We start from the raw sequence: 18,380 nt of genomic DNA on the forward strand, positions 1-18,380 counted from the left end.
CCCTTGTTAAAATCGGAATGCTGTTGAAAGATAAGGATACCATCCTTCTTCAGAGTGCCCGGCAACTATTTTTATTACTACCAGTTTAGCGGGTGCAATATATAAACCAGCACCCGTACCATTATGCCATTTATCTGAATGCTCTCCCTTTTCCCAAACTCTGCCAATATCATAAAAGCCCAAAAGCCCGGCCTGTCCCGGTACAATATAACTTGCAAAATCAAATAGTTTAACACGCAATTCCAGGTTATTATAAAAGCTGTATTGCCCGGCAAAACGGTATAATCTATATCCTAATAAGTTATCCTGCCCACCCAAAAACAGGGATTGATAAAAAGCTGTTTTACCAATGGTGATACCGCCACCAATCCTTTCGGCCAGTACAACGGTACCCTTAGTATTTAAACTTTTATACAATGCTGCTTGTGGTATAAGCTGTGTAAAGGTATTTGAATAGCTATTTAAACCCGCATAACCTTGCAGTTTAATATTTACATAGCTTCCCCAGGCAGGTAGGATCTGGTTGTTACGCTTATCGCTGGTAAAATTAACTATTACGCCGGCAAAAAGCTTTTGTTTATCAAAGTTATAACGATCTGTACTTTTTGTAAGTAATGGATTTGTAATTAAACGACCTGTGTTATCGGCGTCGTTTAAATTATAGTATTGAAAAGATGGACCGACGTTTATCGTGGTGCCCGATTTACTATGCCAGCTTAAAGCGGGATCAAACTGAACGGTAGTGAACCTGGTACGGTAAAATCTTTTATAGTCGCCTGTTTTGTCAAATACTGTTTCATTGCCACGCCCAAAAAAGTTAAGGCTTTGGGGCGAATTGGCCTGAAATTGCAATAAAAGGTTTGCATCACCTACCGCTTTTATCCACTCACCATTATAATTAACTCTAAATGCTTTAGTTGAAAATGAATGGCTTACAAACACCTGCTGCACATCATTGTAAGGGAATTTACGAAAACTATCCTGGTGGGTATATTTAAAACCAAGGCCCAGCAAAAAGCCTTCATCGGGGTTTATTTCGATATTGGCAAGCGGCATGGTAACATTAGATAAATTGGTTGCCATGTAGGAGATATTAGCACTATCCGCCGAAAGATATCTACGCACCTTTGAAGTATCACCCGTAAGCTTAAACGTGCCGGGGTCATAAATCTGCACCTTGTTTTTTGATTTGATGATATTATAGTTTTTAACATCCACGCTATCAACAAACCTAAGTTTTATAGGGGATGTTGCGTTATTCAATATCACCCTATCAGCGCCCGCACCAACATAGATCCGAATCTCTTTGGTAATATCAGGCATGAAATTGATATCCATTAACGTATCCCTTACTTTGCCATTATTGTTAATTTTATTGATAACAATGTTGAGGCCATTACCCGGGATATCTTTAATATTCAACAATTCATTTTTGCGGGAGGTGTGGATCTCAACAATTTTATTGGTGATCTTGTAAAACTCTTCCATCGCCGCCGGGATATTTGCACGGCGTTCTTTTAATTGTTTAAATAGTTGATCATGCCTTAATTTATAGGATGATGCCGGAAGCCTTTTTAAGCCTGCTTCTAAAACCTCGTCGGTTTCGGCAGCAACAAAATCATTAACTATTTTTGTCCAGTGTTCGTGATTATATTTTACATCAGGAAGCAGATCTGCAAACATACTGCTCCATGCAGAGTAGTATATATTACGAATTTTACCATCAAAGCCCTGTAAGTCGGGTTCCAACCATTCTCTTGAAGCAAGATAAGGTAATATACCCTGGTTGGTATAAAGCGCCTGGTCGCGATCGCGGGGAACGCCTGTATAAACAATGCCCTTATCGGTTTTGGTGCCTTGCCAGCGCCATTGGTCGCCCCTCCTGTCCCAGTCACCAATTAATAAATCAAGCAAACGGCCGCGTAAAAACGCATCTCCATCTAACCTGTTATCATTGTCCTTCAACATAACCGCCAGCATTTTTGCGGTAGCATCAGATTTTCCTGTGGGCTCTCTTTCTTCAATCAGTACTACTTTATTATCAAATACCTTATTGTACTTACCCAGCTTTTCATCTGGCGACATCACCCCTATCTGGGGATTGGTATGAGGCACGCGTGCGGCATCTGCCAATGGCGGAACAATGAGTGCTGAAAATGGGTGTTGTGCACTCATGGCATCATTTACCCAATCTTTGGCAAAAGTTTCCTGGAATTCTTCGGGCAGCACTTTTTCCGGACTTTTCTCAACGCTGCGGATCACCCATTCCTTGCCTGTATTATCTATTAAACGTAAGGAATGGGTTTGAAAACCGCCACCCAATTTTTCGGGAGTTAAGCCTCCCTTAAATTCAGAGATCCTGATAACAGGTAATTTAGTATCTGCCGCCCACTCCTTACGGTAGTTTTCGCCAAATATGGTGCGGTGAAATTTGCTTACGTTATTGTAGGAAGGATGCACTTTAACTACCACGCTATCGGCGGTGATTGGTTTAACGGCAGCATCAAGTTCCTCTTTTACGGGTGTGTAAGGTTGGGTGTAGGTAAATGCCTGCTTTACGCCTGTTGTACTATCAATATAGTAAGTAAAACGGATGCTGTTATCGCTCAGCATATCGGCGATAACATACCCTTGAGTAGCATCGGCGAAAAGAGTGTGTGGACTTTTTGTAGCGTAGGTGCGTTTGGCACCCGCCCCACTTACTACCTGTACCTGGTCGCTCTTAATAAATTGCAGGCCATGCTCATGTCCTGCTACGTGGATCATATTTGGGAAGCCTTTAAAAACACCATCTATTCGCGTTATCATATCCTTATATAAGGGATGATTCAAGTCCTCGGGATTAGGAAAGGATGAACGTAAAAAAGGATACAATGAACCAATTACCGGTAAGGGTACCATTAAATTGCTGTTGAGGGCAGTTAACGGAAAAATATGATCCTTCAAAGAAAACTTGCCGCCATGTGTGCCATAGCTTTGAAATGGGTGATGTGATGCCAGCAGAATAACCTTATTGCGGTTCCTGTTCAGTATCTCCTCAAATTTATCTATGATATCATCTTTGGTTTTACAATCGCATTCCGCATCGTTATTAATCTTGCTATAAGGATATAACCACCATTCACTATCAAAGGCTATAACTGTTAAATTTTCATTCAGATCAATCTCTACCGGATCGGGGCACCCGTTTGCGGGAATCATTTTCAATAAGCTATCCTGTTGCTCATTCAAATATTGCCACTGGCGTTTAATTTTAGCCAGTCCTTGCGGTCCCATTTTATCCCAGTCATGATTGCCGGGCACAAAATAAACAGGTGCGCCGTTAGCGCGCATGGGTTGATATTGCGATTGAAGGATCTTTTTTGTGCGATCTTCATCAGGGCTGCCCGGTAAGCCCATACCTGTTGGGTATATATTATCGCCCAGGTACATTACAATGGTTTTGTTTTTGACGATGTTAGCCGCTGCATGTTTTAAAACATCGCTTTGATGCACCCCCATTTCGCCTGCATCACCTATTAGTATTACCCGGTAACGTACCGAATCCTGGGCCTTTGCGGCGAGCCTGCCCAGGAATAAAATGAATAAGAAAAGTATTTTTTTATTCATGATCAGTTACGGTTGGATTGTGCTTTTTAAATAACTTTTGATTAAGCCAATGGCCTGCATATGATGTACCTATGCCTACAGCAGCACCCGCTAATACATCCGTTGGGTAATGTTTACCCAGATACATCCTGGAGTAACCTACCGATGATGCCCATAAATAAGCCGGTACCGTTACATACCATTTATGATACTGTATAGATAAAGTGGCTGCCGTTGCAAATGCCAGACTGGTATGCCCCGAAGGAAATGACTGATTGTGTGTTGGCGAAAGAACAAATACCTCATTGGGGTACCTATCAGCCGGCCTGGTGCGGTTTACTGTTACCTTAAGAAGATCTGTAATTAAAACTGATGCTCCTAAATTGATAATGGTTTCGATACCATTGCGTTTAGCTGTTTCATTATTGCTGACTAAACCATATATCAGCGTACCGAAGGAGGCTGCTCCTGCTCCATAATAGGCCGAATTACTGGTATTGCGCCAATATAAGGAGTTTGGATAGCGAGGGTTGATACTCTTTAAAATATTAATATCTGGGTTTTGGGCTAAGCAATTATGATAACCTGTAAATGCAACGATTATAAAAAAAATCCAGATCAGTTTCGCGTCTCTTATCATTTTGCTATTATTTAGTGTATTTAAATTTTAAAACATTCCCCTCGCTGGTTTTGCTTCCTTCGTTGGAAATGTAAAGGTTATAGTTTGCATCAAATGCCATACCCTCGGGTTGGCCAAACAATGAAGTATTTAGTGGGTAAACCGCTGTTACATTCCAATTAATATCCGTTACCACCAGCATTTTGTTAACCGACGACAAAATGTACCACTCATTGGTATTAACGTTTTTCGCTAATGCCGATGGGTGGAAACCAATCCGCTTTTTACCCAGTATTTTCTCAATAGATTTAACGTTGATGCCGAAATCTCCGCTTTGCTTAAGTGAACCATCGGTTTGTAAAGCAAATACGTAACCACTGCTGCTTTTTGTGGTGTGCTCATCCGTACAATGTTTGCATAAAATATAGAGCTGGCCCGATTTTTCGTCGGCATACATACCTTCATATTCTCCGGGCGGTAAAAGGCCTTCCAGCTTTTGTACGTCGGCTACTTCTTTGCTTCTTATCTGGCTAAGCGGAAAAGTAAACAGCACCCCATCACTGCGCAACATAATTACCCGGTTATGGCAGATAGCAATATCCTCGTAATCGCCTTTTTTGCCAAACCTGCTGTGGCTAATCTGTTTATCGCCTAATTTAAAGTAAAATACTTTACCCTCCTCATCCTGCTCTGCATATAAGGAATCGCTTTTGCGATTATTGAATGTGATACCCGAAATTTCAAGCAATTCGTCGGGCATATTGTATTTTATTGGCTTATCCAGGTTATAGCCTTTAGGACTATCATTTCCATTTCTGTCGGCCCTTTCGGTGCATGATATAAATGAAATAGCACCTACCGAAACAAGTAAAATGGATATATAAATAATGGCTTTACGCATAATTATAACCTTTTAAACCCCACTTAAAAATTTATATATCTCACGCTGCGATTGCACCAGGGGTGGTTTGGCATCGATGATTATATTCTGCAATTGCGCATTTAGAATTACAGCTTGTACATTATCTTTTAATTGTAGATCAATAATCTGTAAAATTTCCGCCTTTATCTTTTCATCATAAACCGGGAAGCAAACCTCAATACGGCGGTAAATGTTACGGTTCATCCAATCGGCTGAGCCAAGAAATACTTTTTTATCGCCATTGTTGTGAAAGATAAATATACGACCATGCTCCAGGTAACGGTCAACTATACGTCTAATGGTGATATTCTCGCTCATACCCGGTATTCCGGGGATTAAACAACAAACGCTCCGCACAATCATGCTTATTTTAACCCCAGCCTGCGATGCTTCGTACAATTTAGCAATTAGCTTACGCTCTTCCAAATTGTTTAGCTTTATAGTGATGGCAGCAGGTAAGTTTTGTTTCGCGTTTGCAATTTCTTTATCTATTAATTCCATAAAGCCCGATTGCAAATTAAACTGCGCAACCAGCAAATGCTTAAAATTGATAGGGTAACCCTCCGCAGATTTTTTTCCCTTAGATAAGAAAATAAATAGCAATTCCATTTCGCGCAGCAACAATGGATTTGCCGTCATTAAAATATGATCAGTGTAAAAAGCAGCGGTACTTTCATTAAAATTACCGGTAGCCAATAGGCCAGAATATTTATCACGACCATTCACCTGCCTTTTTACCAGCGCTACTTTAGCATGAACTTTAAGTGCTTTATCGCTATAGATGATATTTACGCCGGCGGCCTTCATCTTTTTAGCCCATTTTATATTATTGGCTTCATCAAAGCGTGCTTTCAGCTCAACCATCACCCTTACCTTTTTGCCATTATTAGCTGCGCTAATCAGCGCGTTCACAATTCGCGAATCGCTGGCTACGCGATAAAGGGTTACAAATATCTCCTCTACGGTTACATCCGTTGCAGCTTCGTTAAAAAAGCGAAGTATCGTATTGTATGATTGATATGGCGCGTGAAAAATGCAGTCCTGTTTTTCAATATAATCAAATAAAGAACTCCAGCTGCCAATAGTACTGTTTGTGACGGGCGCCCAACGGGCGTAGCGCAGTGAAGGATTATTAACCGGTAAGCCCATCAAATCCTTAAGATTATGGTACATTCCGCCCTCAACCACACTTGAACTTTGTAGGCTAAACTTTTCTGTTATAAAATGCAGTATACGCAAAGGAATACCTGGTTGATGCAAAAACCTGGTGGCTATGCCCAGATCACGTTTTAACAGTTGCTTTTCTATTTGCTCGGTTAGGTCGCCCTGGTATTCGTCTTTCAGGTCCAGTTCAGCATCGCGGGTTATTTTAAAGCTAAAGCATCCTTGTAATGTTTCATTCGCAAACAGTTTATCAAGGTTATGCCTGATGATATCATCCAGGAAAATAATGTATTGCTGATCATCAGCACTAACACTGTAAAAACGCGGTAACTGGTTTGAAGGTATATTGAGTATTACATTTCGCTCCTTATCATCTCGGGTACGAAGATTGATGAAAAAATATAACCTGTTATTTTCCGGGAAAAAGTTCTTTTTGGTGTCAGCAAGATCTATCGGCTGCAAAAAAGACATTACCTGGCTATAAAAGTAATCGCTTACTTTATCATTAATAGCAACGGGTATAGGCTCATTAAAAAGGAGATTAATCTTATTGTCTTTTAACAAGGGAATAAGCCTGCTGGTAAATACTTGCCCAAATTTTTGCTGCTGATGGCCTATCAGTATTTGTGCTTCCAATAAAACATCTTCCTTTTCGCTATTGCCATGCGTGGCCAAGTTGTGCAGGGCCAGTAAAACCGGCATTCTTACCCGGTAAAACTCATCTAAGTTTGACGAAAATATCGACAGGAAATTTATCCTTTCCATTACGGGAAGATCTTCCTTGTTGGCCTCCAACAAAATACGCTCGTTAAAAAGCAACCAGCTCAGGTCCCTATCAAAAAATGAATAATGATCCATAATCGCAGTATTTATCTATTTAGCTATAAAATTTACTGCTTAGAGCAATGTCGAAATAATGAACGCTGCTACCGAAATAATAAGTCCAAACATGAATATATTATAAGAAGCACGCAACAACCGGTATTTTTTACCTAATACAACACCCTGTGAATAATTGTCGCGGATAAGACTGCCATATAAAAAGTCGCTGTCATCCATCATTTTTATCATACCGTCGGCGTATTCATCCAGCGACATCCGGTAAAAGTTACCAAAGAACAACAGGTTAACAGTTTTCTTTTCAATATCAGCGCGCGTAAACAATCCACTCGGGATGGATGGCCGCGTTGCCAGTATAGAAAAAGTCATCGTTAATAAACTTACGCCAAGCAGCATAAAAGTAGGAATCAGCAGATTTGAGTGCTCATCAAGCTTACGTAACACCAAACTGATTATAGCTGATAGAATAATGGAGTTTACAGTGATCATAATATGGGCTTTGTTATCAGCCATATCGCTCAGTCGCTGATGGTTGCTTGAGCTAATCCGGAACATGGTTTCTATGCCTCGCTCGGGCTTATCATTTTTATGCTTTTTACCATGTTTATCATGATCATTTTTGCTTTCATCGAAAGCGTCGGTAATGTTTATTTCGGCAGATTCATCTGCTTCAACATATTCCTCTGTTTTAGCAGGTTCTTTTGTTTCAGTTTTATCCTTCACCGTACTTTGCTTTTCTAAAAGTTTGTCGAGGTTTTTTTGTTGCTGATCACCAAGCAACAGGCGGCAATAATCTGTAAAATACTTGTGCGATTGCAATAATTCAATACTGCGGGCACGCCATTCATCTTTATCAATGGTGATACGCTTCACTGCTTCTATCTCTTTGCGAACCATTTTACTCCTTTCACTAAAATCATCGGTTCCTAAATGAAAAAGATCGGCATCGCATAAAATTTCCTGGAGTAAGCCAACTGGCTTCTGAGGCATTTCGGTAGCCAGGATACAGGCTTTAATTTTATCTATCACAGGCTGAGTTACCTTTAATTGTTTCAACTCATGCTCTGCAATACTTATACTTTTTGCTTCATGATCGGCCCTATCCGTAAAGTAGCCGGTATCATGAAACCATGCAGATGATACTACCACAAAAAAATCCTCATCACTTAGCTGGTAATGGTTGGCTATTTTGGTTGCTGCAGTAACAACATCTTTAGTATGTTTAATATTATGGTATATCAGTTCCGGATCCTGGTAGGCGTCGAAATAGGAAGTGACATATTGTTTTACCTCTTCTAATAGTTGTTGAAATTTCATTTGGATTGGGTAATTGTTTATCAAATTTATTCTAAAATTTTTTATTAAACTGTTTAATAAAAATTATGGGCTTAATTATTGCGTAAGAGTTATTTGAAAATAAGGCAGAATACAAATGATGCAGTCTTATTTTCAAATCTTGTGCCAATTGATAAACAATTTGTTTATCAATTACTTAATGTGAATACCGGATTCTAGAATAATCGATATATCGCTGAAAAACGTAATATATTACGGCATATAGCAACTTCTCATCCGTTTTTAGATGCCGAATGATGTTCTTCGGGCCCTTCGTAACTGTAATTATATGGAGGATACGGCACAATAAAAGTATCCTCTACCCGCGACGACTTTTTAAAATATGGAATCCATATAGCTGCAACTATCATCGCGTAAACCAATATGTACGGATGCGGTTGAACAATGCTGTTGGATTTAATAGTAAGCGTCCAAACAAAATCAACCAGCACAAAAGCAACAGTGAACAGGAAATAACCTGTAATTACTTTTGGCAATATATCGCGCTTGTTCAAGAGTAATACAAGGCAATAAACAGAGTAAAATATTAGGGCTATAAAGCAGGTGACTTCCATAATCACAAATAATTTATAGCTCAGGTTCCGGATGCCAACGCCACCCAAATTCCAGGTTTTAAGGCTGAAGTAATCACCCGCAAGCAGAACAGATATTGAAAAAAATGCAGTTAAGGCCAATAACACAATCACTAATACAAGCCAGCCGCCAACAGGTGTAAATGTTGAACCATAGCTAAAAACAATGCCCGGGGTTTCGCGCTGATAGATCCAAACACCTAAAAATATAAAACCCACTGTAAGGAATCCCGCAAAAAGTATCATAAAATTATTTGCGTTTGAAGGAGGCTCGTTTACAGTTCCATAAGTAAAGTTGTAACTTAAATCATCATAATTAAGTTTCTTTAAATCGCTTTTAAACTCGGCCAATTTGTTAACCGGCACATTGTCTTTAAGATAAGCCAGCTTATAATTGAGACGTAAAGTATCTCCGGATGAAGAATAATCTGACGAAAATTTGTAATAATCCCTGTTAATGGCGTTAGTACGGTTTGTAATATCCCAACCACCGGGTAATATTACATTAATGGTATAGTCGTAATTAAGAGGATAACTTAGCGATACCGGTGTTTTTATTTGACCATTTATTGTCGGCAACTGTTGCGTTATATAACTGGCATACAAATCAACAGATCGTTTATTGGTTTCAGAATCAGTTTTGAAAAAGTCCTTTATAATATAAGTTTCGGTTGTTGTAAGTACATTCTTATCCAGGTTATCAACTACACTTACCGAATCCTTAGGCTCAATTCTTGCATATGTTTTTGCATAATATTCCAGGTAGTTCTTTTCCGTTTCGGCCATACCTGATGATGCCAGTCTGCTGCGTATGTCATCCGCTTCGTTGAGGGTATAGGTAGTTTTTACGGTAAATTCAACAGGAGCTTTATCGTTTTTAATTTTATAAATATCGTTATAAACTATACTTCCTGCTTGTGATTGTGGTATGGCGGTGAGCGATTTATTACCAGGTTTTAATACCAGCCCTTTGCCATAATTGGGGAAATAAATATTGGTACCGGTGCCTCCCTGGTAACCAATAGTAGCATCAACCCAAACCTGTCTTCCCTTCACGTTGGCAGTAACCACGGCATGGTCAAAAGCATAGTAAGTAGGTATGTAATCGGCAATGTGTTCCCGTACGCCCGAGTTAACCAATACCATAGATGCATCAATGCCATCCGCTTGCAGCATTGATACCAGCAGCAGCGATTTATCTTTGCAATCTCCGTAACGTTGTTTAAATACCTTGTCGGGATTGTTAGCCCGGTGTGAATATTGCCCTATCTCGATGCCCATGTACCTTACTTCGTCCTGCACGATTTTTACCGCTTCGCGGAAGTATTTTACCTGGTCGGTACCTGTTTTTGTTTTTATTTCGGCTATACGCGCGGCCAGTTCACCTTTTATATTGATGGCAGCGGGGTTTATGCTGAGCGCCCAGTTGGTAACAGCGGCCCAATCATTAAACTCGCTGATCTGGACGCGTGTGCGACCCTCATACCAGGCTGGCTGGCTATCGTCATAGTGGGCAGCCGGTACCTGGAAGCTTTCGTACTCATATCGTTTTAAGCCACCATTTTGAGTAATGGTTGTTTTAGGTATAGTATTAAAGGCTTTAAAATTTAAATTTCTTTGTAACGACGTGATCCAAACGGTGTATTGATGTGCTACTGGCTGATACCATTGAAAAGAGATATCATCGCAAAATTTTCCATTAAATATAGGGTTACGGCCGGTTAAGGTATATGAATATTCAATGCGATCCCCTTTGCGGATATCATCCAATATGCATAATGCAGAGTAGCTACCCTGGTAAATGAAGTTAGATAGATCCTGTTCATCGGCTATAACTTTAAATGCTGATATGTTTAGGCGGTTGATAGGTTTATTGTTACGCCATACAATGATCTCGTGAAAATCAAGGCGCTTAAAGCTGGGATCAAAACCAACGTTGATCTGCGATGCATTTTGGATTCCGGTTTCGGATACTATTTCTTTTATGATATGGTGATATTCAGCTTGCTTTTCAATATGTACCTGCTGCTCAATAAGGGCATAAAAAAAACCTTTTTCTATTGTACGTGCTGATGGTCTTTGGTTATAGGGCTTACAAATACTTAACCAGGTGGGTTTGGGAGTTACGTGCACTGCTGGTGTGTTTGCTTTAACAACCCGGTTGCCAATTAATAATAACAGAAAACAAAACAGGAATGTGTATAATTTAAAGTGTTTTTGCATACCGGCTATGAAAATAAATAAAGAAGCCGACTTTATGATTATTTATTTAATATTTAGCTTAATCCATGCCCGCCCCAAAGGATATTGGTAAAACAAGCTGGTTTAAAACAACAAATGGAAGTTCTCCTTAAAGAAAACTCCCATTTGTTGTTTGTGAATTTAAACTATCGTGGCTCTTGGTAATTGATTCCTGGATAGGGACTTTACCAAAGCATTTTATTGCTGGCCGCCTAATAGTGGCGAAAACTTTTTAACGTAATCTTTTAATTGGCCATCAAACTTTTTAAACAATCCTGTTTGGTTGTTTTCCTTCATGAAATCAGTCATTCCATTTAGTACCTGTAAGCTAATCTGAACATCACGGGTATTTAAGCCACCGCTGTTGGATGTCAATAAATGATAGTTATAATCAAGTTGATCAACCACATAGTTATCAATATTTTGCACCATTTTAGTTCCCAGTACAACATCATTTAATTGGAAAGCCATTTGTGCTAAAAATATTTTACGTCCGGCAATATCAATATATGGGTTTATATCAGGCATTTCCTGGTCGTATTTATGAAGGGCTTTTAGCGCCAGGTCTTTACGGCCTTCTTTCATCAGGTTTTGGATCAGATCGCTAAATGTGGTTACCATTACCGGGTAAAACATTGATGTTGATTCATGATCAAGATATTTGGCAGTTTTAAAATTGCCAAACTTAAACTTGTTCATTACATTATCATACATCACCAAGGTGTTTGTTTTGCTCAACTGATCACGTATGGTTGTATCTTTCTGGAAAGGTATTAAATGATATGTGAAACCTTCTTTATATAGGTATGGCTGTAAGCCTATCAAATTTTCGTTACCAATGGTGGTAGTAAAGCAAATTGGTCTTTTCCAGTTATTATGCGCCAGGATATCAAGCATGGCCAGATTTTCTTTGGTTACATAATTTGGCGGGAATTTCCAATCCATAATATTGGCTAATTTGCTTTTCTGCTCAGGTGTAACAACTCCCATTTTAACCACTTCATCAGGGTTAATGGTAATCTTTAAGTTTTTGGTAGGCATATAATTGCCATAATCACCACTTTGATATTCTACCTGGGCTGCTTTATCATCAGAGGTTATAAAGTCAAACACCTCTTTTACTTCCTGCGGACCGTCTAATTTACGGTCGCTGTAATAAATTGCATCCCTTACCCCCTCTTTATACTTATCAAAAGGCATAGTGATAGGCAATGGTTCCGATTGGTTCATTTTTCCCTGCATCTGGCGTATATACCAATCGCCGGTGAATAAACTCAGGTTTACGATGCGTACATCTGGCCTTATTCCTTCAACCTCCTGGTCGTACCATAACGAGTAAGTATCATTATCGCCATAAGTAAACAAAATGGCATTTTTAGGGCACGATATCAGGTAATTATAGGCCATATCATGTGGCGTCATTTTGGTAGACCTGTCATGAGCCCTCCACTCTTTACTGGCTAATAATACCGGAGCAACCAGTATACAAATAGCTGTTGAACCAATTGCAGCGGTACGGCCATCCAAAAATTTGCGGGCGCCTTCGGCAATTGCAATCACACCCAAACCTATCCAAATGGCAAACGCATAAAAGGAACCCACGTAAGAGTAATCGCGTTCGCGGGGTTGTACGCTCGGTTGGTTTACGTATATAACAATGGCGAGGCCCGTAAAGAAGAATAACAATAACACTACCAGCGCATCTTTCTTTTTGCGGGTAAAGTGGTAGGCAGCCCCAATAAAGCCTATTATTAGCGGCAGTGCATATAATGGCGTATAAGTTGGCGCATTAACAACAGATTTTGGCAGGTGACGGCCGCCATCAAAAACACCGGTTGTCCAGTTACCGTCAATGCTTTCGGTACTTTGCTGTCCGTCGGCGTCATTATAACGGCCAACAAAATTCCACATAAAGTAACGCCAGTACATCTGGTACATTTGCCAGCTCAGCATCCATTTCATATTATCAACCATGGTTGGCGCCTGTCCTTCAGGAATGCGTAACCAGTCTTTATAAAACTGAATATCCTGCGCTTCGGTGCTGTACATACGTGGAAGGAAGGTAGTATGATCAAACACAGTTTCAACCTTTCGGCCGGCATTTTCATATTTGGTTTTTCCCTTACGGTATATGATACTTCCCTCGTTTTGCTCAACAGCTTTGGCATCGTAGTATTGACCAAATAACAATGGGTTTTCGCCATATTGAATACGGTTCAAATAGCCATAAAGGGTAAAAGCATTATCCGGATGGGAGTTGTTTAAATCGGGATTGGCCGTAGCCCTGATGGGAATATATGCAAATGAGCCATAGCCAAAATAAATAAAGGCCAGGCAAAGCAAAGCAAGGTTTAAAACAGGTTTTTTAGCACGGATACTGTAGATTATGCCGGCTACTAATGCGGCCACTATCAGCAATATAAAGAAAAAGGCACCAGTGCCAAACCCCAGTCCCAGAGAGTTTACAAAGAAAAGATCAAAGTAGGCGGCAAATTTTATAGTATATCCCCTAACTCCATATTGTACCAATCCAAGTATAATAATGCCCGAAAGTATAGCCAGGATACCATTGCCAACAGTAATTTTTTTGCTCCTGCGGAAAAAATAAACTATGGCTAATGCCGGAATAGTTAATAAGTTAAGCAAGTGTATACCTATTGATAAACCAATAACATACGCTATAAAAACCAGCCATTTATCAGCACCTTTTTCATCGGCATGGGCATCCCATTTTAATATGGCCCAAAATACAATGGCAGTACATAATGATGACAGCGCAAATACAATGGTTTCAACAGCTGAGAACCAAAAAGTATCGGTGTAAGTAAAAGCCAATGCGCCAACAAGTCCTGCCCCCATGATGAGGATAAGATTTGTTTGGTTAACAACATCATCGCGCTTATCCAATATCAATTTTTTAGCTAATGCGGTAATTGTCCAAAACAGGAACATAATGGTAGCACCACTGGCAATTGCCGAACCCATATTGGTAAAATAAGGAACCTTGGTATTATCGCCCAGTGAAAGAAGGGAAAACAATTTACCCAACATGGCAAATACAGGATATCCGGGTTGGTGGGCTACCTGTAAACGGTAGGCGCATGAAATAAATTCGCCGCAATCCCAAAAACTTACGGAAGGTTCTAAGGTTAGAATATAGGTCACTGAGGCTATAATAAAGCAAAGCCAGCCTAAAAGATTATTGATTTTTTTGTACTGCATTTAATATAAATAGTAATGGTTTCGTCGCGCGGGCAAATATCATGATTTTTACAGCTTATTTAAAAAAAACCGATCGACGATGTCAAATTTAACATTTATTAACTTTTAAAGGCCGCTATCACCTGCATCACAATTAAGGCGGCTATTAAGTTTAATTATAATGGAACCGGTAAAAGCTTCATTTAGAGCAATTAATAAGGAAAACAAATTTGTACTATTTTGAATTTATTAGGTGACTTTCGTTTTTTTTATTCTGTATCCTAAAATATGAGGGTTATAATAAGCCATATATAAGGATGAATAAATCATAAACAAAACGAAATTTTTATGTTACAATAAATAATACTTATTTTGTTGCGATGCAAAAACTCTACTCCGTAAGTTTCAGAAAAACATTTTTGTTGGCCGGGATTATCCTTTTTTCGGTACAATTATGTCAAGGCCAATCTACTTATTTGCCTAACTCCTACCAGCTTTATCAAAAGTTCAACGCCGATATTTATTCGACAAAAAGCGCGTTTCATACTTCATTACGGCCATTTTTGATTGATAGTTTAATTCAACATTCTTATGATTCGGTAATGAATGTTGGTTTAAATAATAATCGTAAAAGCTGGCTGGACCGAAAAATATTTAATGAACATCTTTTTGAAGTTAATAAACCCGACTATACTTTTTACGGGGATATTATACTCGATCTACAAGCCGGGACTGATTTCACATCTAAAAAATCAACCTATTTAAATACCCGCGGCTACCAGGTAGGCGGTACCATTGGTACCAAATTCTCGTTTTATACCAGTGGTTTTGAAAATGCGGCTAAATTCCCTTTATACTACAGCAATTTGGTTGGTGTAGACCGCTTTATACCTGGACAAGCTTATTTGCGGAACTATAGCGGTATAGCAAAAAACTCTGCAGATTGGTCATACGTTACCGCGATTTTGTCATATAATTTTACCAAGAACTTAAATGTAACTTTAGGCGAGGATAAAATGTTTATAGGTGATGGCTACCGGTCTTTATTGCTATCTGATTATGCTGCTAATATGCCTTTGTTAAGAGTTACAGCTAACTTAGGCAAGCATGTTCAATACATGGCTACATGGGCTTATATTGAAGATACTCGTGAAACCAAATTTGATACCTTTGGCAGCAACCGCCGTAAATGGGCATTTTTTCATTATATCGACTGGAATATAAGTAACCGTGTTTCATTCGGGTTCTTCAATGCCCTTATATCGCCAGAAGCTGATGAGGCAGGCAACAGGCGCGGTTTTGACGTGAATTTTATAAATCCCCTTTTGTTTTCGAGCTCCTTAGGCCCATCTCAGCAACCAAAGGATAATACATTAATTGGTTTTACAGGCAAGTATAAAATATTTGATAAAACCGCCTTATATGCCCAGCTATTATTGGATAGGTTTAAAGCCAGTGATTTCTTTTCGGGTAATAACATCGATAATACAAATGGCGTACAGGTGGGTATACGCGGAGCCGATCTGTTACAGGTTAAGCGCTTTAATTACATTTTTGAATTTAATACAGTTAAACCATACACTTACCAAAATACAAACACCATCAGCAGTTATGCATTTTATGGCGATCCGCTGGCGCACCCTTATGGTGCAAATTTCAGGGAGATTTTGGGTATATTGAATTACTCTTTTGGCCGGATCGATCTGCAAGGACAGGTTAATTATGCCAAATATGGCCTTGATGCTACAACGGCTATAAACAATGGTAAAATTGTAACCAAGTCATTGGTACCTACCGCCAACACAACTACAACTATAGGGCAGGGAATAAATACCCAACTTTATTATGCCGAAGGTACTGTATCATTCCTCCTTAATCCAAAGTATAACCTGCGTTTTGAGCTAAGCGGCTTGTATCGACAGGAAAAGAACAGTGCAGCAGACAACAAAACTACCATGGTAACTTTTGGACTAAGAAGCTCGTTCAGGAATTTGTACCACGATTTTTAGCAGAACCTAAAGTTCATAGGGCGATATAATTTTACGGATATTATTTTATATCAATAATGAAAAATGATCATTTAGCCTGCCTGCGTATGTTTAACCAACATATCAGCAATCCACAGTTTAAAGATCCCGCAGATGTTGTAAAATATATGGTAGCTATGCAGGCACAGGATTATGCCGGCGCTAAATGGGCTATTGGTTTACGGATGCAAAATGCACATGACACTGTTATTGAACAAGCCATAACCGAAGGGAAAATACTGCGAACCCACCTGCTTAGACCAACCTGGCACTTTGTATCGCCGGTTGATATTCGCTGGATACTTGCACTTACCGCTCCCCGCATTAATAGCATTAATGCGGGGATGTATAAAAAGTTTGAAATAGATAATGCTATTTTCAACAAAAGCAACGATGTGTTGGTAAAAGTAATGGAGGGGAACCAACAACTTACCCGCGCCGAAATTACCGAATCATTAAACCAGGCCGGCATAGCAACAGATGATCTGCGATTAACTATACTCCTGATGCATGCGGAACTCGACGCCGTTATTTGCAGCGGTGCCCGAAACGGCAAACAATTTACCTATACGTTGCTGGATGAAAGAGTACCCCAAACTCCGCAGTTAACCAATGAAGAAGCGTTAATTAAGTTAGCCACCGGCTATTTTAAAAGCCGTGGGCCTGCTACCGTACATGACTTTGCCAATTGGTCTGGGCTTACCATTGCTGATGCGGCCATTGGACTGGAAAATATTAAAGAGCAATTGATCAGCATAAAAACTGACGGAAAAACCTATTGGATGGCAAATAATAATGATGCCCTTATCGCCACAAAACATGATGCCTATTTATTACCCGCCTTTGATGAATTTGCTATTGCTTATAAATATCGGGATGCTTTAGTTAATCCCAAATACCTGGCGCAAGCCCGTCACGTAATTTTTGATCCGGCTATTGTGATTGACAACCAGGTTGTGGGCAACTGGAAACGGGCCATTAAAAGTAACCGGATCGACGTCAACTTAAACTTATATGGTAACCTTAATAAAGTGCAAACAAAGGCAGTAGAAATAGCAGCCAACAGATTTAAAAAATTCCTTTTATAACTTCCCGGGAAAATTGTCCATGCATTGACGAAATTAATCCATGTTACAGCGTCGCTAACGTTTGCACATTTGTACTGTCAATAACGACAATTAAAACATAACAACAATGGCACGTTTAAAAGCATTAAGTCCTGATGAAGCTACAGGCAAAACAAAAGAATTATTTAACGCTATACAAGGCAAATTAGGTGTGGTACCAAATATGATGCGTACCATGGGTAATTCACCCGCCTTGCTGGAAGGTTACCTTAACTTTAGCGGAGCGTTGGCGCATGGCAAACTTGGTGCAAAAACCGGCGAACTATTGGCTCTTGCTGTATCTGAAACTAACAGCTGTGACTATTGTGTATCTGCCCATACATATATCGGCGAAAAATTGGTTCATATTGATGCTGCAACTTTGCAAAGCGCACGTAGTGGCAGCAGCGACGATGCCAAAACCGAAGCCGCATTAAAATTTGCCAACATTTTGGTGGCTAAAAAAGGGTTAGTAAATGATACTGACGTTGATGCAGTTAAGGCAGCCGGTTTTACAGACGGTGAAGTCGGCGAGATTGTTGGTCATGTAGCTTTAAATATATTAACTAACTACTTTAATAATACTGCCGCAACTGAAATTGATTTTCCGGCAGTAAAAGCATTAAATGCTGTTGAAGCATAAGGAAAATATAATCAGGATGTAAGAATTAAGATGTAAGAGTTTTATCTTGATTCTTACATCCTGACTATTGGTTCTTATGTTTAATTTTAATCAATCAAAAT

General features: G+C 39.5%; 10 protein-coding genes. 3 read left to right on the plus strand and 7 right to left on the minus strand.

Annotated elements, in window-relative coordinates; all coding sequences use genetic code 11:
- Positions 1-6 precede the first annotated feature (6 nt).
- The 7 genes from AC1D0K_RS00965 to AC1D0K_RS00995 all read right to left on the minus strand — a co-directional run bounded on the left by AC1D0K_RS00965 (position 7) and on the right by AC1D0K_RS00995 (position 14,524).
- A complete protein-coding gene (locus tag AC1D0K_RS00965; protein ID WP_477442485.1) occupies positions 7-3,609 on the minus strand; it encodes a BamA/TamA family outer membrane protein in 3,603 nt (1,200 codons plus the stop codon).
- Entirely contained in the window at positions 3,602-4,228 is a 627-nt protein-coding gene (locus tag AC1D0K_RS00970) for a phosphatase PAP2 family protein (protein ID WP_477398746.1), read from the minus strand. The genes AC1D0K_RS00965 and AC1D0K_RS00970 overlap by 8 nt, the downstream gene beginning before the upstream one ends.
- Before the next feature lie 7 nt (positions 4,229-4,235).
- Positions 4,236-5,108 (minus strand): SdiA-regulated domain-containing protein, encoded by an 873-nt coding sequence (locus AC1D0K_RS00975; protein ID WP_477398744.1) that lies wholly within the window; start codon positions 5,106-5,108, stop codon positions 4,236-4,238.
- Positions 5,109-5,120: 12 nt separating this feature from the next.
- On the minus strand, positions 5,121-7,151 hold the full coding sequence (ppk1, locus tag AC1D0K_RS00980) for a polyphosphate kinase 1 (protein WP_477398742.1): 2,031 nt from the start codon (positions 7,149-7,151) through the stop codon (positions 5,121-5,123).
- Positions 7,152-7,190: 39 nt separating this feature from the next.
- Entirely contained in the window at positions 7,191-8,450 is a 1,260-nt protein-coding gene (locus tag AC1D0K_RS00985; protein WP_477398740.1) for a Pycsar system effector family protein, read from the minus strand.
- Positions 8,451-8,701: 251 nt separating this feature from the next.
- Positions 8,702-11,284: a DUF3857 domain-containing protein gene (locus AC1D0K_RS00990; RefSeq protein WP_477398738.1), complete on the minus strand. Its 2,583-nt coding sequence runs from the start codon at positions 11,282-11,284 to the stop codon at positions 8,702-8,704.
- Positions 11,285-11,500: 216 nt separating this feature from the next.
- Positions 11,501-14,524, minus strand: a complete 3,024-nt coding sequence (locus AC1D0K_RS00995) for a glycosyltransferase family 117 protein (protein WP_477442479.1) — start codon at positions 14,522-14,524, stop codon at positions 11,501-11,503.
- Positions 14,525-14,883: 359 nt separating this feature from the next.
- Between AC1D0K_RS00995 and AC1D0K_RS01000 the strand changes: the two genes are divergently transcribed.
- The 3 genes from AC1D0K_RS01000 (at position 14,884) to AC1D0K_RS01010 (ending at position 18,279) form a co-directional block, all read left to right on the plus strand.
- A complete protein-coding gene (locus AC1D0K_RS01000; RefSeq protein ID WP_477399343.1) occupies positions 14,884-16,512 on the plus strand; it encodes a gliding motility protein RemB in 1,629 nt (542 codons plus the stop codon).
- 56 nt (positions 16,513-16,568) lie between these two features.
- Positions 16,569-17,618 carry a winged helix DNA-binding domain-containing protein gene (locus tag AC1D0K_RS01005; RefSeq protein WP_477399345.1) on the plus strand — a complete coding sequence of 350 codons (1,050 nt, stop codon included), beginning with the start codon at positions 16,569-16,571 and terminating at the stop codon, positions 17,616-17,618.
- Positions 17,619-17,724: 106 nt separating this feature from the next.
- A complete protein-coding gene (locus tag AC1D0K_RS01010; protein WP_477399347.1) occupies positions 17,725-18,279 on the plus strand; it encodes a carboxymuconolactone decarboxylase family protein in 555 nt (184 codons plus the stop codon).
- Positions 18,280-18,380 lie beyond the last annotated feature (101 nt).

It is taken from the genome of Mucilaginibacter sp. P1_A3 (assembly GCF_056406855.1).